Source organism: Brevibacillus sp. AY1, assembly GCF_029870785.1.
Classification (GTDB): Bacteria; Bacillota; Bacilli; order Brevibacillales; family Brevibacillaceae; genus Brevibacillus; species Brevibacillus invocatus.
The window spans coordinates 25,440-46,355 of the sequence record NZ_JAFLPN010000018.1 but is presented as its reverse complement, the minus strand read 5'-3'; the positions used below and the strand labels follow the sequence as shown (position 1 = coordinate 46,355).

Sequence of the window (20,916 nt, the reverse complement as noted above, 5' to 3'; positions counted from 1 at the left end):
TGCTACAAATCGATCAAATGACAGCAGAACAAGTCATCGAAGCGCGCCATAGTGTGCGAAAATACGATTCCAGTGTGGTCATTCCACAAGAAGAACTGGATGATATCCTCCGACTGGCTGCAAAAGCTCCTTCATCCTGGAATCTGCAGCACTGGCGTTTTCTCGTCGTGACAGACCAGGCAGTGAAGGAAAAGCTGTTGCCTATTGCCAATGGACAACAGCAGGTTGTAGACGCTTCGGCCACCATTATCATACTGGGAGATCTGGAGGCAGACAAGTCAGCCCGTCCGATCTATGAAGCTGCAGTGACGAACGGGTATATGGATGAACGCGTCCGCGACATCATGATTGGTCAGATCGAAGGGGCGTACAAGACAAACCCGCAATTTGCACGTGACGAGGCGATACGAAATTCTTCCTATGCCGCGATGCAGCTGATGCTCGCTGCTAAAGCCAAGGGCTATGATACTTGCCCAATGGGCGGCTACAATCGGGATGCTCTGATCGAAGCCTTGAACATTCCGCCGCGTTACCTGCCGACCTTGATGATTTCTTTGGGGAAGGCAAGAGTGGAAGCCTATCCGAGTGCCCGCTTTGGACTGGACGAACTGGTGATTCAAAACCAGTTTTAATAGAATCGCTGATCATAGCCGAAAAGGGTAGGGGTGCCAAATACACTCCCTACCCTTTTTCTATCGTCTGGACTAGCGGCAAATCGACGGTAACAGTCGTTCCGTGGCCGAGTCTGCTGTGAATGGTGAGACTTCCTTTATGGAGCTGAACGATGTCCTTGCTGATCGCCAGACCCAGGCCGCTGCCGGACAGCTTGGAACGTCCTTTGTAGAACTTCCCTGTAATTCGGCCTAGATCATCGGGGTCAATCCCTTCGCCTGTGTCCTGGACTGTGGTGATCAACCGCCCGTCAGAGGAGGTCGCAACCACCGAGATGGTGCCATTGACAGGGGTAAATTTGATGGCATTATCCAGCAGATTGACGAATACCTGCTTCAGTCGATTGGAATCACCCATGACAGTCAAGGGGAGGGCAGGCATCTCCAATCGCAGCTCGATTTGCTTTTCTTGCGCCGGTATTGCGAATTGGACGTTCAAATCATCCAGTACCTCACGCATGTCGAGCTTTTCCTCGCACAACGTCATTTCACCAGACTGCAACTTGGAGAAGTCAAGCAGCTCTTCTACAAGGCCGATGAGTCGGTCTGTCTCCTTGGAGATGACCTCCAGTCCTAGTGTGGTCTCCTCATGATCCTTCAGGCCACCGGAGATCAGCGTCTCGCCCCAGCCTTTGATGGAGGTCAAGGGTGTACGCAATTCGTGGGAGACGGACGAAATAAAGTCGTTTTTCAGCTTTTCGTTTTTGCCAATCTCCGCTGCCATGTAATTAAACGTATCTGCGAGCGTTCCCACCTCATCATCGAATTGCTTGGCTGCTTGCACCGAGAAGTCACCTTTTGCCATTTGGATCGCGGCCTTGGTCAAATCCTCGATCGGATCGACGATGCGCTTGGCGATGATCCAGCTGAGGGACATCGCCAACAGAATGACGACAGCTCCGACACTTGCTCCGTAGAGGGCAATGCGATTGACGGCGTTGTACAGCGGTTCAGCCGAGATAGAGTAGCGAAGCACGCCAACGATTTCACCGCCGTACGTCAGGGAGTTGGACACGGCAATGACCCGTTCACGTGTCTGCGGTGTTTTTCCTACGTAGAGACCGGTTTTGCCTACCAGAGCTTCTGTCACATCCGGGGTGTTGATTCGTTCACCGGTCTGAAAGCCGTAGGAATTGAGCAGCAGCTTTCCATTGACGTCCAGCACCTCAATCTTGGCATACTCATCATCCGAAATACTCTCCAGAATATAGCGGGTTTTTTGCTTGAGACTGTAGCCTGAGGTGTATTTATTGATAAAAGTGGTAAAGGTCGTCGTCCTCGTGACCAACGCTTCCGTAGCTGTCCCGAAGTAGTAGGTGTGCACTGCCCAGTAAAACAGGCCTTCGAGAAGCAGTACGATCAGCAGCAGAATCAGTCCGAAATGGACGATCATCCTGCTTTTAATGCCCCGCATCGACAGTGTCCTTTCGCCATAGGTACCCGTAGCCCCACACGGTTTCTAGGAAAGCGGGGTGCGCCGGGTCCTGTTCGATTTTTTGCCGGATTCTGCGGATATTGACATCAACCACCTTCAAATCACCCACAAAAAACTGCCCCCATACAGCAGTCAGGATTTCGTCGCGGCTGATCGCCTTGTTGACATTCTCGCCGAGCAATTTGATGATGGAAAATTCCTTTGGGGTCAAGACGATCTCTTGCCCCTGATTGATCAGCTTCCGTTCATCCAGCAGGAGGGTGAAGGGGTGCAGATTGATCTTGTTGGTCTCTTCCTGTTGTACGGGTGTCACAGGAGAGAGACGGCGGTGTAGGGCATTGACGCGGGCCAATAGCTCAGCAGGGCTGAACGGCTTGCTCATGTAGTCGTCTGCTCCGTTGTTCAGCCCCATGACCTTGTCTACTTCCTGGCTTTTGGCGGTCAGCATGATGATGCCAATCCGCGGATACTTTTGGCGCAATACACTGCACACTTCAAAACCATCTATGCCTGGCAGCATCACGTCGAGGATTGCGATTTCGATGTCATGCTGCTCTTCCGCCAACGCCAGTGCTTCCTCTCCGGTAGCGGCTTCCACGACTTCATAGTTTTCACGCCGCAAGTTGATGCGGATAAAATCTCGAATTGATTTTTCATCTTCCAGCAGCAAAACTTTCATTTGTATTTCTCCTTATCTTCCTTACTGGCTCTTGCTTTGCTTGTCTGTCATTACATGGAATAGTGCAAGGGACGGTAATGCTGGCGTATTTCATCATGCGTTAACAGCATGGAGTTAACCAATTGCAGGACGGAAGGGCTCAGTTTTGGCATCTGGTTTGGAACGATCGCGACGTGGACCATTTTGCCCGCCTCTTTTACCAAGACGTAGGATTGCTGCTGTTGTTTCAGTTTTTCCTCCGCTTTGCTCCATTCTTGCTGCGGGACCGCCTGCAGCGTCAAGAGAAGCACTTTCTCCTTGCTGTCTTCCTCGTAATAGTAGAAGTGTACCTTTTGTGGATCTATCTCGGGCTCTGTTGAAACGCTGAACTTACCGGCCCATTTGGTTGGGATCTTGAAATCGAGTCCGAGACTGTAATTGCGATAGTGATCCACCACGTGAGACAGGCCGCTATGTCCATCCCATTGATAGTAGGAAGAGATCCAGGGAATAAAGGCCATCGGCAGTTCATCTGTTCCCGGAGGCTGTGAATGTATGCCAATCTCGATGATGCCGTCCTGATTAATATCTTCACTGAACAACGAATACGGCTTGAAGGTCAGATCCATTCCATCATTAGCTTTTGCAAAAGGATTGCGCAGCTTACCGTTTTCCCAAAGCCACAGCTCGGTGGATGCCGAATGAGCGCCGAGTCCTGCCTCGATGAAAAGTCCATTTTTATCGGCGGAAGCTTTGCCGATCAGCGCTTGTTCATAGCCGTTGATGTTGCCCTCCAGGGATTGCTCAGCCAGCTTGGCAAGCTGCTGGTCCCGTGCACCGTACAAGGACATGACGGAGGTGAATTGATTGTGATCGTGCAGAATCAACGCTAGCTCGGGCTGATCATCTCCGTCGAGATCACCGACAGCCAAGACAGAATAGGCTTGCTTCATCTGTTCCTGGAGTCTTCCTTGATCCAGGGTATAGACAGAAAGCTCGCGATTCAGGTCGTCTCCACCGCCGAGTCCGATCAAAATCTCGGGTATGTTGTCACCGGTGAGATCGACAAATTGGACGTAATCGAGTCGGTTGCCAATGCTGGTAAAGGAGGTGAGCTTTTCCCAATGCCCCTGAATTTGTGTCAGGATCAGGACGCCGATCTCGTAGTCGTTCTTATCGGTTTTATAAAAGGCGATTGCTTCAGGCGTTCCGTCTGCATCCAGATCTCGTAAGGAAACCGCGCTGGACTCATCGGGATTGAGGGGCACGGTCAATTGAGCGCCAGCAGGCAAATACTGCATGATGGCCTGATTGATCGTCTTTTGATCGCCATCGGATGAAGGGGCACGCATCAGTTCATTCGGGGTCTCGACTAGTCCGCAGCCACTGGTAAACAGGGCAATCAGTGCGGCAGCGCAGAGCCAGGACTTGTTCATGTGTTTGGTTCCTTTCTGTGGCTGAATCCATTTGAATCTATTGTAGCTCGTACGAAGGGAAAAGTTGTTGCAAATCGGTAAAATGGGAAAGTAGAGCCGAGTGAAATATTGAATACGGCATTTCTTCTTTTGTCTATCGGTATTGAAATCGATCAGGTGCAGATTGAGAAAATGCTGAACGATTGCCTGCTGACCGATGAGGAATATGCTTCGGACTGGAGCCTCTTGCCTGACCCGATGCCTACTTCCGATGACCAAGTGAAAAAAGCTCTCCCTTCGTCAGAGCGATGAGGGAGAGCTTTTCTGTGTACGTATTTACGCGTTCTTTTTCAAAGCTACTGCATCTGACTCGTTTTGGAGTCTGCCGAAGAAGAATTTCATCAACGGCGGAGTGACGATGGTGGTCACCAGCACCACTACGATCAGGACGGCAAACAAGTCCGCTGGGAGCAGATTGTTTTCCAGACCAATCGCCGCGATAATCAGAGCCACCTCACCACGCGAGATCATCGCTGCACCGATTGCCATCGAATTTTTCCATTTGAAGCCGGAAATTCTCGCACCAATGGCTCCACCAACAAGTTTGGTCAAGATCGCGATGACACTCAGCAGGACGATGAGCCAGAGATTGCTTAAGATTCCCGAAAACTCAGCGCTCAATCCGATGGAGGTAAAGAATACGGGAACGAACAGAGAATAGCTGACCGTCTCTGCTTTGTGGGAAACCTCGTCCCGGAATTTGGTCAAGCTGATCGCGATACCTGCAATATACGCACCGATAATCGCTGCAACACCTGTATACTCTGCGAAGTAGGCAAAAAGGAAACAGATGATCAAGCCGCCTGTAAAGGTGCTTTCAGTGACCTGCAAGGAGGTGAAGCGCTTGAGAACCCAAGGGACCACCTTCCAGGAGAGCAAAATGATTGCTCCGAAGAAGATGACTTTTTTCAGTACAACCATGCCGAGGTCTACGTCCCCACCAGCAAAGCTCATCAGGAACGCCAGTCCAAGAATGACTAGCACATCGTCAATGACGGCAGCTCCCATGATCGTGGAGCCTTCCTTGGATTTCAGCTGGTTCAGCTCTTTAAGCGTTTGTACAGAGATGCTGACGCTCGTGGCAGACAGCAACAGTCCCAGGAAGATGGATTCAAAAGCATGCATGCCCAAGCTCATCCCTGCGACATACCCTAGCCCGAGCGGAGCGAGAATCCCGAAAACCCCTACATTCGTAGCTGCTTTTGCAGATCGCTTGAATTCGTTGACGTCCGTTTCCAAACCGGCTACGAACATGAGCAGGATAACCCCGATGTTGCTGATTTCCTTCAAAATTTCCGAGTTGGTTACGAGCCCCAGGACGGATGGCCCCAAGATAATACCAACGAGAAGTTTCCCCAAAACAGATGGTTGGCCTAGCCTGACACTTAGGTCACCGGCAATTTTGGATGCGAACAAGATGATTGCCAACTGAAAGATGAGAAGCATATGGATCCCCCTTCGTGAAAAATGGATAAGAAAAAAAGGAACCTGTATGGATAAGGTTCCTTTGTATCACTAAAAATGGACAAAAAGAACCCTGTGTTGACAGGCTCCTCCAGTAGTGAAAACAATATTCATTTTGTGATCACTTTTCTATCTTAGCACGCGTTTTTTTGAAAGTAAATAAATATGAAATAAAAAGTCGGAAAAAGGAGAAAAGTGGAACCTCAAGCGCTTTCATCTTGGATTGACGTAGAAAAGCTTGCTAGAAAGCAAATCTATAGCGCGCTCGAGCTCGGCCAAATCCTCTAGAGTAGTCTCCTGTATCCGCTGGTTAAATAGAGTCGCAATGCGCTGAAAGGCCTGCTGCATCAAGACCTCACCATCGGCGGAAAGACGGATGACCTGCTTTCGCCGATCTTCGGCATCCGTCATTTTTTCACACAGGTTTTTCTCGCATAATTTTTTCAGCTCGCGGCTCGTATTGGGCATGGACATATGAAGACAGTCGCTGATTTCGCTCAAGGTAACGGGCTGACTGACGGTGATGTATTCCAGCATTTTATATTGCACGGGGGTGATATCGCCGGTTTTCACATCTTTGGTTAAATCATGCGTCACTTGGTGAACAGCAGCAGTAAAGCTGACTAGCTTTTGAAAAAACAGTTCCTTGTCCACAAAATCACCTCTCTATCGTAACGATAGCAAAATCATTATCAACAAACAATTATCAATTGACAACTAATTCATGGAGGTGGTATTTTTTACTTATCGAATGATAAGTAGGGGGCTGGGCATTGAAAACGCTGATTATCTACACACATCCAAATCATCAGAGTCTTAGCTATGCCTTTTTGCAAAAGGTCATTCAAGGAAGTACAGAGAATCCGCAAATCGAAGAAATCAAAGTGCTGGATCTGTACGAGGAAGGGTTCAATCCGGTCCTGGTTTTCAATGAGCAAAAACGTAGACGGGATATGCATGCGGACCCTGATTTAGAAACCTACCGGGAACAAATCCTCTGGGCTGACCAGCTGGTATTTGTGTATCCCATCTGGTGGGGCCGTCCCCCAGCCATGCTTATGGGGTATATCGACCAGCTTTTTGCTTCGGAGTTTGCTTACAGGGAAAAAGGTGGGTTGCTACCCGAGGGGCTGTTGCGCGGAAAATCGGTTGTGTGCATTTCAACGATGAAGGGACCTACACATTATCCGTTGTTCTGGTTGAACAATGCACACAAGGCATTGATGAAGAAAGCCTTGTTTCAATACGTAGGGATGCGCAAAGTGAAATTCTTTGAATTCGGCAATATGGAAAGTCCGAGGGGAGGGCAGGTCGAAAAGCTGGAGAAAGTGCGCCGTTACTTCCAGGCAGTCCGTGCATAAGGTGCCTCGCATGCAACCACACTCCTGCTATATCCGTATATGGTAAGATAAACGGAAATGGAAAACATGGAAAAACCCATGCTACAGGAGGAGAGGCAGTTGTTTTTTGATCCTTTTTATTCCGATGGCTTTTCAATCTTCAATATCCTATTTGTCATCATTCCCCTGATTATTTTTGGGACCATTGCCTTTATTGTCATCAAAGGCGTGAGTACCTGGATGTCCAATAACGCTTCGCCTGTCAGAGAGGAAGAGGTGACGGTGATTGGCAAACGAATCCAGGTATGGGGAGGCTCCAATAATTCGAGTGCGAATACCTCGTACTATATTACTTTCGAGCTGGCTAATGGGGAACGAATTGAACTGGGTGTAAAAGGTTCCGTTTACGGCGCATGCAAAGAAGACGAGACCGGACTGCTGACTTTTCAAGGAACCCAATTTAAAAGCTTTCAGCCACGTGCTACTGCGTCGCGTAAAGTGGAGCAGCCTACGCCAGTGCAGCAGCAGGCGCCCGAGACGCATGAATTCTTTCGTCCCAATAAAATCAGCAAGAAAAGCGCGGAGCATTACAATTGGGGAGCGGCATGTGACGGCTGGCATCTGGCCAAGGGAAATAATCTGAGTGTGATCCATGAGCGGATGCCTGGAAAAACGGAAGAAGTACGGCATTATCATGAGCGCGCGCGACAGTTTTTCTTCGTCCTGTCGGGCGAGGCGATGCTGGAAGTGGACGGCGTGAGGCTGATGCTCCGAGAACAGGAGGGCGCAGAGGTCCCGCCGGGAGTGTGGCATCAGATGAAAAATGAGCGTTTTGACGAAGTGGAATTTCTCGTCATATCTACCCCTCCTACACGGGGGGATCGCAAAGAAGAATAAGAAAAAGCCTGACCATCAGCGGTCGGGCTTTTTTTGTATTACTTCATATTCATGAAATCGGACATTTGTGCAAACGCGTCAGCCAAAGCGTGCAGACCTTCCAACGTCTGATAAGCGAAAAGTGGCAGACTGACAAAAAAAATCAAAGCTTCTCCGATATACTTGGCGATCATGGGATCGACCTCCTTTTGGTTTTTCCTGTGCGCGGATCAAGCCAAAAGGTGAACGTATGTATCGGATTCGCCGTCTGTATGCATGCGTCGGAACAACCGGTAGCGCAGCATTTGCCCTGCTTTCATCGGATATGCCTCCACCGTGTTCGGATGAATAGACGGTTGGTAGGCATCTCTCGCGTGCCAATGAATAGCCAGCTTTTGAGGATTGACGTAACGACGCAAATAGCAGGCAGTCGCTACTCCTCCCACGAGCATGGCCAGCAAGGCGAAGAGATCGTCCAACGAAAGCAAGAATAACAATTCTTCCATGACGATTCTCACCTCCTCGGTAAACTCCATTCTACTCCTGTTCCTCCATTCGGGCAATTGGAAATAAGACGGGGATTTGCAATCGACCCAAGTTCGGCAATTAAGCCTCGAAAAATAAAAGGTACATATTGGGCTCATCCAGCATTTGACAAAGGGAAATCTACGTAATAAACTATTTTTACGTAAATGATTAATGTCATGAGGTGTGAAAAGGTGGCACAAGAGCAGCTTGAAACCTATGTAGTCGAATCGCCAGAGCAGGCGATGGCCTTGTTGAACCCGCTTCGTGCCGAGATTTTAAGCCGACTGATGGAGCCTGCTTCTGCGGCAGAGGTAGCACGTGGGATCAATGAAATTCCGCAGAGAGTCAATTACCACCTGAAGGCACTGGAAAAAGTAGGCTTGGTGCGCAGGGTAGGGAGCCGCCAGGTGCGCAATCTGGTGGAGGTGCTTTACCTCGCGATCGCGCGCACGTACGTTTTGTCAGAAGGGCTGAACTGGGCAGGAAACACCGTGCAGCAGATGAAGGATCAGGGCTCGCTGTCGCATTTGGTTCATACCGCAGAGCGGATCAAGCGAGATGCCCTGCTGTTGATGGAGCGATCGGACCAGCAGGAGGAGATTCCGAGTGCCACGCTGGATACCCGGATTCAGCTGGCTAGTGCCGAGCAGCGCAGTGCCTTCGTCGAGGAGTACGTACAGCTGGTGAACCAGCTGGTGGAAAAGTACCAGACAGCCGCAGAAGGACAGGAGACGTATCAGGTCGTACTGGCTGTCTATCCAAAAGAAGGAGGCGAAGAAGGATGAAGGCAGAGGCAACTGCACAGAGAGCGTCGAGACCAGTCGTTGTATGGGAGAAAAGGGGAGAGCAGCCTGCGGAAAGCAATGTGATTCTATTCCCTCATTCCAGGGATGGAAACGTTCAGGCTGAGCAGGAAGCGACAGTGACCAGGCGGGAGGTCGGTTCTGCCAATCATCCTGCTGTCGTGACAGAAGTGTCCTCAGGCTTTTCCAGAAAAAGCACCTCGGTTTCGTCGCCGCAAGCTATGCACATGCGCATGGTCGCGTAGCGTGTATTCCAAAACAGGAATATGAAGGAGGATTTACGCATGAATCTAATCCCTATGGTAGTAGAGCAGACCAGCTATGGAGAGCGTTCGTACGATATCTACTCCCGTTTGCTGAAGGACAGGATTATTTTTCTGGGCAGCGTCATCGATGATCAGGTAGCCAATGCGGTCGTTGCGCAGCTGTTATTCCTGGCAGCAGAGGACCCGAAAAAGGACATCCATCTCTATATCAACTCTCCGGGTGGTTCTATCACGGCAGGGATGGCCGTTATCGATACGATGAATTTCATTGGGCCTGATGTCTCCACGATTTGCACGGGCTTTGCGGCTTCGATGGGCGCCATGCTGCTGGTAGCAGGAGCGCCAGGGAAGCGTTTTGCCTTGCCCAATGCAGAGGTCATGCTGCACCAGCCTTCGGGCGGAAGCCAGGGGCAGGCGAGTGACATGAAGATTGCTGCGGAACGCATCCTGAAGACGCGCCAGATGTTGTATCGTATCATCGCTGAGCGTACGGGCAAGAGTGTCGAGCAGATTGAGCGCGACTCCGATCGGGACTTTTTCCTCTCGGCTGAAGAAGCGCTGGAATACGGCTTGATTGACAAGATCATCGAAAAACGATAATCGTGACGAGGGGGGGAACAGGAGTGAGAATTCTGCTTTTGGGAGGAACGCGGTTTATCGGCCCGCATGTCATGAAAAGGCTGGCCTATGACGGTCATGACATCGCCATCTTCAACAGGGGTTTAAGCGATCCTAAGAAGCTTCCCGCAGGCTTGCTGACAATTGCAGGAGATCGAGCACGCCTCGGTGACTACCGCCGTGAGTTCGACTCCTTTTCCCCGGATGTTGTGCTCGATATGTTTCCTTATACAGAAAGGGAAGCACAGCTCGTCATGGAGACGTTTGCGGGAATCGCGGGCCGTGTCGTGGCGGTCAGCAGCTGTGATGTGTACCGGGCGTTTGGCAAGGTCAACGGGATCGAGACTGGCCCGATCGAGGAAGGACTTCTGACGGAGGATTCCCCACTATGCGAGAAACGATATCCGTTTCGTGACAGGATCGATGGTCGCGAAGACTATGACAAGGTATTGGTCGAGAAGGTCGTGATGAATCATCCGGAACTGCCGGGCTCCGTCATTCGACTCCCGATGGTGTACGGACCAGGAGATTACCAGCACCGTCCGTACCCCTACCTGCAACAGATGCTGGATGGCCGACGAACAATCCTGCTCGAAGAAGAGTTTTCCGAGTGGCGATGGACGCGTGGCTATGTGGAGGATATTGCCCATGCGATTAGTCTGGTTACGACGGATAAGAGAGCTAGCGGCAGAATCTATCACGTGGGTGAGGACGCTTTTCTGACCATGAAGGAATGGATTGTCCGAATTGCACAGGCGGTTGGCTGGAAGGGAGAAATCGTAACGATGCCAGCTCGTGAGCTACCAGAATTCATGCGCATACAGATCGACTCAAGGCAGCATATCCTCTTGGATACTAGCAGGATCAGAAGCGAGCTCGGCTACCGGGAGCTTTGTTCAGCGGACGAGGCGATGCGCAGGACGATTGAATGGGAGAGTGCTCATCCGCCTGAAAAGGTGCCAGGTCAGACAGAATATGACCTGGAGGATGAATGTCTGGCAAATCGGAGAACGAAATAGAATAGAGGAAGTAAACAGTCCTTGCCCGTTCGATGGTGCAGGGCTGTTTTTGCGTTGGATGTTTAGGAGGATGCAAAAAAGGGAAACGGGAAATGGGAAAAATCAAGCGACAGACCATGTTGCAGGCAGACTAGAGGAGGCATCTTTGTGAAAATGAGAACCAAGTTTTTGATCGCGTTTGGTGTACTTTTGGTCATGATGATTAGTTCTTCCTATTATACGTACATCCAAAATGACAGGGTTACCAAATCGTATCAAAGAATGATGGATGAAGCGGAGACACTCAGTGACCTCCGGGAAATTCAGTTTGTCATGACTGGTCATAGCAATGATGAGCGCGGGTACTTGTTAACGGGTGAATCCCAGTACGTAGAGGGGATGCTGGCAAAAGGCGAGCGCTTGGAGGCGCTGTTCCAGAAATTGCGCGAGGTCAATTATTTGTCAGCCAGTCAAAAGGAAACCATTCAACAGATTGAAACCTTATACCGTGATTATGCGGATCAAAGTGGATTAGCTGTTAAATTTTGGGACCGCGGGAACCAGCTTGAAGCCCAGTTGCTGCATTTTGGGGAAGAAAGCCAATCTAGACTCGAATTGGACGAAGCTGTTGGTGCATTAATGGATGAGGTCATAATAAGCCAAGATGCCAGTGAAATGAAGCAGGCCAAACAATTGATGCTTGCCAACTCGATCCAGTTCATCGTGGCTGTTGTCAGCATTCTTTTTTCCATTATTATAGGGGTGTTTCTCGTTCGCTCTATCGTGACCCCACTGCATCGTATCAATGAACAGTTGCGATCCATCGCAGAAGGGGAAGGGGATCTGACAAGAGAGCTGAAGGTGTCCTCCAAGGATGAGATCGGGATGTTGGCAGCTTCCTTCAACCAGATGCTGCGTAATTTGCGCGAGTTGATCCTGCAAATCAAGGGACATGCCCAGCAGGTAGCAGCATCAGCGGAGCAGTTGTCAGCCAGCTCCGAACAGACAAGCCAGGCAACTGAGCAAATTTCGGCGACGATGCAGGAGCTTGCGGAGGGTACGGAAAAACAAGCGCATCATGTCGAGGAAAGTCACGTAGAAGTGGATCAAATGGCTTCTGGTATCAGCCAGATCGCGAACAGAGCAGAGCAAGTTACCAACACAGCGGTACACACTTCACAGCTGGCTGCTGACGGCAATCAGACGATTCAATCAGCCGTTGTACAGATGAACAGCATCGGCGAGACGATGACTCATTTGGCTGAAACGGTCGGCAAATTGGGAAAACGCTCCGAGCAAATCGGCGAAATCGTCAATGTGATCACGGACATTGCGGCACAGACCAACCTGCTGGCACTCAATGCGGCAATCGAAGCCGCTCGCGCCGGAGAGCACGGCAGAGGATTTGCTGTAGTAGCTGACGAAGTGCGCAAGCTGGCAGAACAGTCTTCCAATTCTACGCGTGAGATAACCGAGCTCGTGGAGATGATCCGCAACGAGACCAGAGACGCCGTTTCTTCCATGCAGACCGGGAAGGAAGAAGTGGCTTCAGGGGTTGAGGGAGTTACTCGTGCAGGAGGTGTCTTCTCGGACATTCGAGATGCAGTAGACGGTGTGGCGGCTCAGGTGCAGGACGTATCTTCTGCTTCGCGTACACTGACGGATAGTACGGATAAAGTGGCGCAGTCCATGCAGACGATGGCAGACGTAACCCAGCATGCCGTTTCCAAAACCCTGGATGTATCAGCTGCAGCGCAAGAGCAGCTCGCTTCGATGGAAGAAATCTATACCTCAGCCGCTTCGCTTACCCGATTGGCTGAAGAGTTGGAAAGAGGAATAGGACGTTTTAAAGTCTAGTCAGCACAAATCCCCAGTCAGCCGTGAGTACATGCTGTTTGGGGATTTTTTTCGGATGTCTGGCGTCTGCTTAGGCCAGGCGCCACAGAGAAAGCTGTCGATAAACCAAAAAGATGATGAGATTGCCGACGGCCGCTGCCGTGAAGACAATTCCAGGCCCCATCCACTCTGTCACCCAACCCGACAGGTAGATGGAGAAGACCATGCCCAGCTTGAAAATGGAACCCGTGATGCCGGTAATTCTACCCATCATGGACAAGGGAGTGGTCTCCTGGCGAAACGTCCAGATGCAGATGTTTTCGATCGTACCAATCATGCCAGTGAGAAACAGGGCTAGGCACATCAGCCAGATGTTATGGGCAAGTGCCATGAGGGAATACGAGACTCCCAACAGGAGGATGGTAGTGCCCAGCAGTCTTCCAGTGGGAAATTTCTTGCGCAAGTACACAACCAGGGAGCTGCCGACCAAGCCGCCTGCACCGATGACAGATAAAACCAGGCCTAATTGGGAGTTATCCAATCGCAGATGATCTTTGGCAAAGTAAACGATCATGGCGTCAAACATGCCAGACGTCGCATTCAAAAAGATCACGAGCACAGTGATTTGCCAGAGAGGACGGTTGCGCAAAAGCTCACGCCAGCCTGCAGCGAATTCCGTCCAAAATGATTCTTTCGCTGAAGGTGCAGACTCTTCCTTCTTCTCTAAAAAGGAGATGGCACACAAAGCAAGAAGATAAGCGGTACCGGTAATCAGGAATCCGTTGTGCAGGCTGGCGAACAACAGGATAAAACCCGATATGGCTGGCCCCATGATTTCGATGATCGTGTACATAAACGAAAAGCGGGCATTGGCTGAAGTGAGCAGCTCTTTGGGAACAACTACTTTGATGATGCTCATCCGGGCATTGTGAAAACCGTAGTTGAAGGTCATCAAAAGGAAGCCTGCCATGTAAAAGTGAATGACTTCAGCAGCTCCTGTCTCGACCATGGCGTACAGCATGAACAGGAGAAGCATTTGGCCGAAAACCATCCATTGTGACCAGCGCTTTTTGGAAAAGCGGTCTACCCATACGCCGATAAACATGGCAAGCAGCAGATTGGGTAAAAACTCAATGGTTCTCATGGTTGCCATCGTGACCGGTGAGCGAGTCATTTCGTACAGCATCAGGGGAAGCGTTAATTCATAGACCTTGGCTCCGGCACTCACCAGCGCGGAAGTGGAAAAAAGAATGAGAAATGGGCGGTTACGCCAGATGGATTGAACAGCAGACATGGGTTTGACCTCCTCTTTCACCCCTAATCTTATATGGGATACCACAGGGAAAAAGGGTAGAATGAGAAGCGTTCGTTTTCCTCTTTCTATAGAGAGTTGAGTGATGAAACATGCAAATGATGCAGTATTACTTGCGTTTGCGCGAGCGATATCAGGATGTGGCAGAAGGGGTGCCACAGGAGATCACTTTGCCCCAATTAGGGGAGATATTTTGTTGTACGGAAAGAAATGCAAAGCTGGTGATCAAGCAGTTTGTCCATAGACAATGGATCGAATGGACTCCTGGACGTGGAAGAGGGCATGTATCCAGGGTTACCTTCCTGTGTGGTGTGGAACACGTCGTGCTGGCTCAAGCACAGGAATGTGTAAGGCAAGGCGATGTGGAAAAAGCCCTGCAGCTGGTGCAGGATTCACACTTTTCTCCCCATGGAAAAGAAGGATTTTTGTCATGGCTTTCGGAACAGTTTGGCTTTCGGACGGAACCAGGGGACGAGCGACCGCTGGATACGTTGAGGATGTCATTTTACAGAACGATACCAGCTCTGGACCCGGCATTTGTGGGGCGCAGGACGGAATCACATATGGTCAACCAGATTTTTGATACGCTGATTCGCTATGATGAATCGACGGGAGCCTATCAGCCGCATCTTGCGCACCATTGGGAGGCGAACGACGTCGGCACTGAATGGACGATATATTTGCGCAAAGGAGTCCAGTTTCATCACGGTCGAGAGCTGATAGCCGATGATGTGGTGTGGACGCTGCGACGTATTGCGGATAAAGCTACCGGCTCTCCCTATCGATGGATGCTTCAGGATTTAGTAGAGGTGATCGCGCTTTCTCCTTACAAATTGCGCATAAAGCTGAAGCGTTCCAATCCTATGTGGCTCTCGATCCTCGCGTCTAATCGCTTGTCCATAGTACCCCGAGACATCGTACAGCAGAAAAAAGAGGCATTCTCCAGTGAGCCGATTGGGAGCGGACCATTCCGATTGACACGAAATGATGAGCGACTGTTTGTCTTGGAGGCATTTCCGCATTACTTCCAAGGCCGAGCCCATCTGGATCGGGTCGAGATATGGATTGTCTCCGCTATCAGCCAATGGCTTTTGACCGCTCATGATGGCAAGGACGACCACGAGCACTTGCGCCAGTCCACAACCATACGGGAGCTGAGAGACGAGTGGAGAGCGCTTCAACAGGTCGAGATGGGCTGCAAGTACATCATGTATAACTTAAATCGTGGCGGAATAGTCCAGAATCAGGTGTTTCGTGAAACGGTTGATCGCTTGCTGGATCGTGACTCGATGATTGCCCAACTAGGGGAGGAACGGCATCGGCCAGCAAATAGTTTTCTAATGGAACAAGCCAAGGAGAACCAGGACCAGCCGCCGCTGCAGCTGGAGGAAGCGCGTCATCTGTTGCAAGCCTGCGGCTATCAGGGAGAGACGATCAACCTGTACACCTATCAGGGGGCAGGAAATGAGAAGGATGTCTGCTGGGTACAGGAGAGATTAAGGGAAGCAGGGGTGAGTGTGTTCGTAAAGGCAGTCACGATTGAAGAGCTCAAGCAGCCGAATATTGCCTTGCAAGCTGATCTCTTGCTGGCAGGCGAAGTGTTCGAACACCCGCTGCTGATCGGAATGATCGAGATGTACAGGTCGGATCGCAGCTTTATACGGATGCTCTGTGATGTCAGTCTGCGGGAGGGGATCGACGACACGCTGGATCGAGCCATGTGTGAACCGGATTTGAAGCAACAGCAGCAGGATGTGCATGATGTGGAGACATTGCTCAAGGAGCGGGCGGCTATATCGTTACTGTACCACTCTACCCAACAGATTTCGTATCATGAAGCGCTGGCGGGCGTTTCCCTGACAGCATTGGGGCTGGTGAAGTACAAGGACATTTGGATTCAGTCTGGGGAATAAGGCTGGCTGAACGAACTCATATCAGGAGGAGAACGTGTATGAAGCTGTTTCGTTTTGATCAACAGGTAGCGAGTGCGATTGAAGTATACGATTCTGTCAATGCTGCGATTGCGCGTATCGTACGAACTCAGGGACCGGTAGCCATTGGCTGTATTCGGTTGGGAACTAATAGCGTGCTTGGTTATCACCCTGCGGTCGTGGACCAGCTTTTTCTCGTGGTGGACGGGGAAGGCTGGGTTCGCGGCAAGGATGATACGGAACGTGTGTCGATCAGCGCCGGCCAGGCTGCTTTTTGGGTAGCAGGTGAGGGGCATGAGTCCGGAAGTGATGAAGGAATGGTGGTCATGGTGATCGAGGGAGAAGGATTGAATCCCGAGCGCTTCATGCCATTGCTTGAAAGGATATAAAAAACCTCGCCAAAGTCGTAGGGACTGACCCCGTATGACTGGCGAGGTTTTCTTCTTTCGATTAAGGCATCATCATAAATTCTTGAAACAGCTCCGCATTCTCTTCCATGAAGGTTTGCATGGAGATGCCCACTTCCTGCTGGATTTCCATCATTTGCTCTTCTGTGATGGTTGCCAGGTTGATGCCGTTGCTGTCGTTGACTTGAGGGATTTCAAGCGGTTTTCCGAATTCCTCTGTCGTTTTCAGCTTCATGCTTACGCCTTTTGGCAGTTCAGGTGTCTCATCGAAATGGAGTGTCACATCTGCTGTAGACTCGCGTCCGTTGTCGGTATTGGTAGTGGTGGAAGTGATTTTACCGGACAGGGATACAGTTTGCAGAGCGGTGTCATCCTGAAGGGCCAGGTTGAAATCGTAGGTGCCGTCTTCTTTTTTATCTTGTTTGGTTGTCTCAAAAGTGGTTTTCAGATCCATCACAGGCCGGGACTCGTCGACTAAGAGGAAGCCGAAGGTACCGTTCGTCTTGCCTTGTTCTTCCTTCGCTTTGTAGGAGAGACTCAGCTTGTTGCTATCAGCATTTTCCGGATCCTGCAGGGAATAATGGTGGTAGGTGTCTGCTCCGTTTTGATAAGAAACGCTTTGCCAGAAGACACTTTCTTTATCCTTCTCGGCAACCAGCAATTTGCGGGAAAGAATCTGGTGGTTGGAGTCGATCAGTACAACCATATTCAGTTTCTCTTCCTTGTTTGGTTCTTCTACCTTCACATCTTCAATCAGGTCGGTAAATGTCTGGTCAAAGGACTTCTTGAACTCTTCACGAGTGATCGATGGCCCTACTTCATAGCCTGTGTCGTTCATCAAGGTGTACATATTGTTGTATCGCGTGTAGATCAGGTCAAACAGCTTTTCATCTGTCTTGGCTTTTTCTGCGATCTGCGTCAGCAGGGCAGAGGCTTCCTCGGGGGTAAAGCTGACCGTTACTTCGCGAACGTTGGTCTGGTACCCTTCCTCGTTAAAGGCAACGTCCTTCTTCATGCTGATCTGACTGTCTTTCAAGCTGTTCGCATAGAGCAAGGCGTATGGCGTCATGATGCTTTTTACTTCGTCACTGTTGACTTCGACTGCTTTGAACAGATCGCCATAGGTGAGGAAGCGCTTCGGCAATTCTTCACCAAAATTCTGCGCGATGGTCTCGCGGTCTTTCAGGTCTACATACGCGTACTTGCTATAAAACTCCGGAAGCTTGAAGCCAACCAGCGTATCGTTCAGGAAAAACTCCAGGGTAGCCAGTTTCTTTTCGCTCAGGTGAACTTCCAGATTACCGGATTGCTGTTTCTTTTGTTCATCGATGTTGCTGTTCATGATGATTTTTGCGCTGCTCAGCAAGTCGAGCACTTTTTCTGCTTGCGGGTCTGGAATGTCTGCATCAATCTGAATATCACTCAACTCTGTCTTAGAGTGAACAGGTTTTTCCAGGTAAGGCTTCATGTACGCTTCATATTCTGCGTAGGATTTTGAAAAATCGCTGGAAAGCTTCATCATGCTCTCAGCTTCAGATTGCAGGTAAATCGTTTTTGAACTTTTGAACAGGTCCAGTTTGGCGTACGCAGTACCCAGTCCGCCGATGACAACTACCGCTGCAGCACCGATAATCAACAGTGTTTTTTTGTAGCTTTTGCGTGGCGGGTTGACATTTGTTGTGGTTTCCATCACTTTCTCCCCTTTAAGCTTTCTATCTGTTTAGTGAATACGTGTTTGAACAGCTATGGTTTCACGCACTCAGTTTTGTATTGTAACATATGGAAAAGCTTTGAAAATGATTTCCAGCAAAATGCTGTCGAAATGTGATAAAAAGTAACTTTATACCCAGTCAATCAGTCCTGATTTTTCCAATAACCGAGAAGTGGTGTTGGCAAAGAGGGTACCTGCCGATATAGGATTAAGCAGGATTATGGTTCAAATGAATTAGAATGATATGATATTGTAATTGGAAATATTCAATTCAGATAGATTCGGGACAACCAGGGGGAGGAATGTAAGTGGATTTTCGCGTGCTGCAAACATTCATGGTAGCGGCTACTACCGAAAATTTTCATCAGGCGGCTGAGGCGCTGTTTATTGCCCAGCCGACGGTTAGTCAGCACATTCGGCTGTTGGAAAAGGAATTGGGTATTTCTTTGTTTGAACGGGTGGGGAAGCGCGTTCGTTTGACGGCGGCGGGGAAACGGTATTTGCCCCATGCCAAAAGTCTTCTGGAGCAGTGGCATTATGGAATGGAGGATTTGCTGGCTTGGAGACAAGGGTATCAGGAAAAGCTGCAAATCGTCGTGTCACCGATCATTGCACGTGCTAGGCTGTCCCATTTGCTTCATCGCTACACAAAGCTGTATCCCGATGTCGATCTGTCCATTCGAATTGCCGATTCGGTCGAGATCGGTCCATTGGTGCAGAGCGGGCAAGCGGATCTCGGTCTGACCAGAATCATACCGGGCGAATTTCAATTGTCCACGTACTTGCTGTATGAAGATCCGATCGTGTTTGCGGTACCGCATAATGGAGGAGACATGGACGCGCCGTTGCCGGACTGGGAGCAGGAGCTGCAAACCAAGCGGCTTTTTACCTACAATCATCCGGGATATTGGGACGATCTGCTGCTGCAGCTGCGCCAGCGAGGGATTAGCCTGCGAACCATGACAGTCTCGCAGGTGGACATCACCAAGCGATTTATCGAGGATGGTCTGGGAGTATCTTTCCTGCCCCGCACAGCCGTCTACCGTGACTTGTTTGAAAACCGGTTCATTGAGTTGCCTACCCCAGGTCTGCATCTGCCCAAGGTAGCTTCTTATTTGGTCGTGCCAAAGGGCGGTGTGTCAGCCGCGGTGCAGCATTTTGTAGAGATTTTGCAAAGCTTGTATCCGCCGATGCCGCTCGTACAGGGTGGTCGCAATTAATTGATAACGATTTATAATCAAAAACCCGATATTATTTTATTTCATATTGCGAATCGCAATCGATATACTAGAAGAAGATAGAAAGATAGATCAATCGTTTAAGGGAGTGGGGATAATGAGTAAACAATCGCAGCTAGCCATTGGGTTGGATGGAATCGCAGTTGCCGAAACAGACCTGAGCCTGGTGGACGGTCTGGAAGGCTTATTGGTTTATCGCGGATATTGGGCGCGAGATTTGGCGATTCACCATACGTTCGAGGAAGTTGCTCATCTGCTCTGGTACGGACATTTGCCCAGCGAGGAAGAGCTGACTGCGCTCAAAAACAAGCTGAAGGAAAACCGCGAGCTTCCTGAGCACGTAAAAGGGCTACTGCGCTTGATCCCCGCTGATGTCGATATGATGAGCGTGCTTCGTACAGGGGTATCTGCTCTCGGCAGCTCTGCTCACGGCTGGCCTCCAACTATTGACGAAGTGATCGCTGTCACCGCCAAAATGCCGACTATCGTGGCTTTCCGCTACGCCTGTCTGCAAGGCCGTGAACCGCTCGCTCCCAAGTTCGAACTGGACCATACGGCCAATTACCTGTACATGCTCAAAGGAACAGAACCTAGTCACGCACATGTTCGCGCACTGGATGCGTACCTGATTTTGACTCAGGAGCATGGCATGAATGCCTCTACCTTTACCGGGCGCGTGGTCACCTCGACAGAATCCGATCTGATCTCTGCGATCACAGGTGCGATCGGGACCTTGAAGGGACCTTTGCACGGTGGAGCACCATCGGAAGTAACGGAAATGATCGAGGCCATCGGTACCAAGGAAAATGCAGAACCATGGCTTCGTAACAAACTTGAAAACGGCGGACGTCTGATGGGCTTCGGTCATCGTGTCTACAAAACCATCGATCCCCGTGCAACGGCCCTGCGCGTCGTAGCAGAGCAGCTGTCCGGTGATGACCCATGGTTTGATCTCGCCACACATGTAGAGCAGGTAGGGCTGCGACTGTTGGCAGAGTACAAACCGGGCCGCAAGCTGAATACCAATGTAGAATTCTTTGCTGCAGCTGTGATGCGTGCTGTCGGTCTGGATGACGACCTGTTCACGCCAAGCTTTGCAGTAAGCCGTGTCGTAGGCTGGAGCGCTCATATCCTGGAACAGGCTGCGAGCAACCGGATCATCCGTCCACAGTCCAACTACATTGGCTCGATGCCAGAGTAAAACGTAAATATACCGAGATATCCTCCCCCTTTTAGCAGACTGTACAGCTCTGCCGAGGGGGTGTTTTCGTTTTAACGTCCACAAAAACGCGGAGTGCAGTCCAAGTGCAGTTCGGGATTGCATGTGCGTCTTTGTTTTGGCATGATGA

At 50.2% G+C, this 20,916-nt stretch carries 22 protein-coding genes and 1 pseudogene; 14 read left to right on the top strand and 9 right to left on the bottom strand.

Annotated features, from left to right (window positions below; all coding sequences use genetic code 11):
• Positions 1 to 17: 17 nt before the first annotated feature.
• On the top strand, positions 18 to 632 hold the full coding sequence (locus tag JZI27_RS15090) for a nitroreductase family protein (RefSeq protein WP_122910266.1): 615 nt from the start codon (positions 18 to 20) through the stop codon (positions 630 to 632).
• Between the two features lie 49 nt (positions 633 to 681).
• On the opposite strand, the gene JZI27_RS15085 is transcribed toward JZI27_RS15090, so the two are convergent.
• From JZI27_RS15085 to JZI27_RS15075, 3 genes are read right to left on the bottom strand one after another with little or no spacing between them, the layout of a single operon-like run.
• Positions 682 to 2,085 (bottom strand): HAMP domain-containing sensor histidine kinase, encoded by a 1,404-nt coding sequence (locus JZI27_RS15085; protein WP_280208057.1) that lies wholly within the window; start codon positions 2,083 to 2,085, stop codon positions 682 to 684.
• Positions 2,072 to 2,785: a response regulator transcription factor gene (locus JZI27_RS15080; RefSeq protein WP_280208056.1), complete on the bottom strand. Its 714-nt coding sequence runs from the start codon at positions 2,783 to 2,785 to the stop codon at positions 2,072 to 2,074. Before JZI27_RS15080 ends, JZI27_RS15085 begins: the two co-directional genes overlap by 14 nt.
• Before the next feature lie 50 nt (positions 2,786 to 2,835).
• Entirely contained in the window at positions 2,836 to 4,200 is a 1,365-nt protein-coding gene (locus JZI27_RS15075; protein WP_280208054.1) for a VCBS repeat-containing protein, read from the bottom strand.
• A 108-nt stretch (positions 4,201 to 4,308) separates the two neighbouring features.
• Here JZI27_RS15075 and JZI27_RS15070 point away from each other — a divergent pair, with 108 nt between their 5' ends.
• Entirely contained in the window at positions 4,309 to 4,491 is a 183-nt protein-coding gene (locus tag JZI27_RS15070; protein WP_148038773.1) for a hypothetical protein, read from the top strand.
• A gap of 24 nt (positions 4,492 to 4,515) precedes the next feature.
• Here the strand turns inward: JZI27_RS15070 and JZI27_RS15065 are convergent, their stop codons facing one another.
• On the bottom strand, positions 4,516 to 5,685 hold the full coding sequence (locus JZI27_RS15065; RefSeq protein WP_280208052.1) for a cation:proton antiporter: 1,170 nt from the start codon (positions 5,683 to 5,685) through the stop codon (positions 4,516 to 4,518).
• Between the two features lie 231 nt (positions 5,686 to 5,916).
• Entirely contained in the window at positions 5,917 to 6,357 is a 441-nt protein-coding gene (locus JZI27_RS15060) for a MarR family winged helix-turn-helix transcriptional regulator (protein WP_280208048.1), read from the bottom strand.
• Positions 6,358 to 6,476: 119 nt separating this feature from the next.
• Between JZI27_RS15060 and JZI27_RS15055 the strand changes: the two genes are divergently transcribed.
• The 3 genes and pseudogenes from JZI27_RS15055 to JZI27_RS15045 all read left to right on the top strand — a co-directional run bounded on the left by JZI27_RS15055 (position 6,477) and on the right by JZI27_RS15045 (position 7,940).
• Positions 6,477 to 7,064: an NAD(P)H-dependent oxidoreductase gene (locus JZI27_RS15055; protein ID WP_280208046.1), complete on the top strand. Its 588-nt coding sequence runs from the start codon at positions 6,477 to 6,479 to the stop codon at positions 7,062 to 7,064.
• Between the two features lie 57 nt (positions 7,065 to 7,121).
• Positions 7,122 to 7,505, top strand: a pseudogene (locus JZI27_RS15050) (DUF2500 domain-containing protein); the annotation flags it as partial.
• 54 nt (positions 7,506 to 7,559) lie between these two features.
• Positions 7,560 to 7,940, top strand: coding sequence for a cupin domain-containing protein (locus JZI27_RS15045; protein ID WP_221175557.1), 381 nt, complete (start codon positions 7,560 to 7,562; stop codon positions 7,938 to 7,940).
• A gap of 38 nt (positions 7,941 to 7,978) precedes the next feature.
• Here JZI27_RS15045 and JZI27_RS15040 read toward each other — a convergent pair whose 3' ends face one another.
• Together JZI27_RS15040 and JZI27_RS15035 are read right to left on the bottom strand one after the other, a co-directional pair.
• Positions 7,979 to 8,113, bottom strand: a complete 135-nt coding sequence (locus JZI27_RS15040) for a hypothetical protein (RefSeq protein WP_280208045.1) — start codon at positions 8,111 to 8,113, stop codon at positions 7,979 to 7,981.
• Positions 8,114 to 8,149: 36 nt separating this feature from the next.
• A complete protein-coding gene (locus JZI27_RS15035; RefSeq protein WP_122910268.1) occupies positions 8,150 to 8,425 on the bottom strand; it encodes a hypothetical protein in 276 nt (91 codons plus the stop codon).
• Between the two features lie 213 nt (positions 8,426 to 8,638).
• On the opposite strand from JZI27_RS15035, the gene JZI27_RS15030 reads away from it, so the two are divergent.
• The 5 genes from JZI27_RS15030 to JZI27_RS15010 all read left to right on the top strand — a co-directional run bounded on the left by JZI27_RS15030 (position 8,639) and on the right by JZI27_RS15010 (position 12,989).
• Positions 8,639 to 9,232, top strand: a complete 594-nt coding sequence (locus JZI27_RS15030) for a winged helix-turn-helix domain-containing protein (RefSeq protein ID WP_122910179.1) — start codon at positions 8,639 to 8,641, stop codon at positions 9,230 to 9,232.
• On the top strand, positions 9,229 to 9,495 hold the full coding sequence (locus tag JZI27_RS15025; protein WP_122910180.1) for a hypothetical protein: 267 nt from the start codon (positions 9,229 to 9,231) through the stop codon (positions 9,493 to 9,495). The genes JZI27_RS15030 and JZI27_RS15025 overlap by 4 nt, the downstream gene beginning before the upstream one ends.
• 21 nt (positions 9,496 to 9,516) lie before the next feature.
• Positions 9,517 to 10,116 carry an ATP-dependent Clp endopeptidase proteolytic subunit ClpP gene (clpP, locus tag JZI27_RS15020; protein ID WP_122910181.1) on the top strand — a complete coding sequence of 200 codons (600 nt, stop codon included), beginning with the start codon at positions 9,517 to 9,519 and terminating at the stop codon, positions 10,114 to 10,116.
• Between the two features lie 23 nt (positions 10,117 to 10,139).
• Positions 10,140 to 11,153: an NAD-dependent epimerase/dehydratase family protein gene (locus JZI27_RS15015; protein WP_251243651.1), complete on the top strand. Its 1,014-nt coding sequence runs from the start codon at positions 10,140 to 10,142 to the stop codon at positions 11,151 to 11,153.
• A 153-nt stretch (positions 11,154 to 11,306) separates the two neighbouring features.
• Complete coding sequence (locus JZI27_RS15010; protein WP_245997062.1) at positions 11,307 to 12,989, top strand: methyl-accepting chemotaxis protein; 1,683 nt, start codon at positions 11,307 to 11,309, stop codon at positions 12,987 to 12,989.
• A gap of 70 nt (positions 12,990 to 13,059) precedes the next feature.
• On the opposite strand, the gene JZI27_RS15005 is transcribed toward JZI27_RS15010, so the two are convergent.
• Positions 13,060 to 14,262, bottom strand: coding sequence for an MFS transporter (locus JZI27_RS15005; RefSeq protein ID WP_280208043.1), 1,203 nt, complete (start codon positions 14,260 to 14,262; stop codon positions 13,060 to 13,062).
• Between the two features lie 110 nt (positions 14,263 to 14,372).
• On the opposite strand from JZI27_RS15005, the gene JZI27_RS15000 reads away from it, so the two are divergent.
• Both JZI27_RS15000 and JZI27_RS14995 read left to right on the top strand, forming a co-directional pair.
• Positions 14,373 to 16,193 (top strand): SgrR family transcriptional regulator, encoded by a 1,821-nt coding sequence (locus tag JZI27_RS15000; protein ID WP_280208042.1) that lies wholly within the window; start codon positions 14,373 to 14,375, stop codon positions 16,191 to 16,193.
• Between the two features lie 38 nt (positions 16,194 to 16,231).
• The gene (locus JZI27_RS14995) at positions 16,232 to 16,600 is read left to right on the top strand and encodes a cupin (RefSeq protein WP_122910186.1); all 369 of its coding nucleotides are present in this window, start codon (positions 16,232 to 16,234) and stop codon (positions 16,598 to 16,600) included.
• A 61-nt stretch (positions 16,601 to 16,661) separates the two neighbouring features.
• Here the strand turns inward: JZI27_RS14995 and JZI27_RS14990 are convergent, their stop codons facing one another.
• The gene (locus JZI27_RS14990) at positions 16,662 to 18,308 is read right to left on the bottom strand and encodes a DUF6583 family protein (protein WP_280208041.1); all 1,647 of its coding nucleotides are present in this window, start codon (positions 18,306 to 18,308) and stop codon (positions 16,662 to 16,664) included.
• Positions 18,309 to 18,637: 329 nt separating this feature from the next.
• On the opposite strand from JZI27_RS14990, the gene JZI27_RS14985 reads away from it, so the two are divergent.
• On the top strand, positions 18,638 to 19,549 hold the full coding sequence (locus JZI27_RS14985) for a LysR family transcriptional regulator (protein ID WP_280208039.1): 912 nt from the start codon (positions 18,638 to 18,640) through the stop codon (positions 19,547 to 19,549).
• Between the two features lie 115 nt (positions 19,550 to 19,664).
• On the top strand, positions 19,665 to 20,768 hold the full coding sequence (locus JZI27_RS14980) for a citrate synthase/methylcitrate synthase (protein ID WP_251243645.1): 1,104 nt from the start codon (positions 19,665 to 19,667) through the stop codon (positions 20,766 to 20,768).
• Positions 20,769 to 20,916 lie beyond the last annotated feature (148 nt).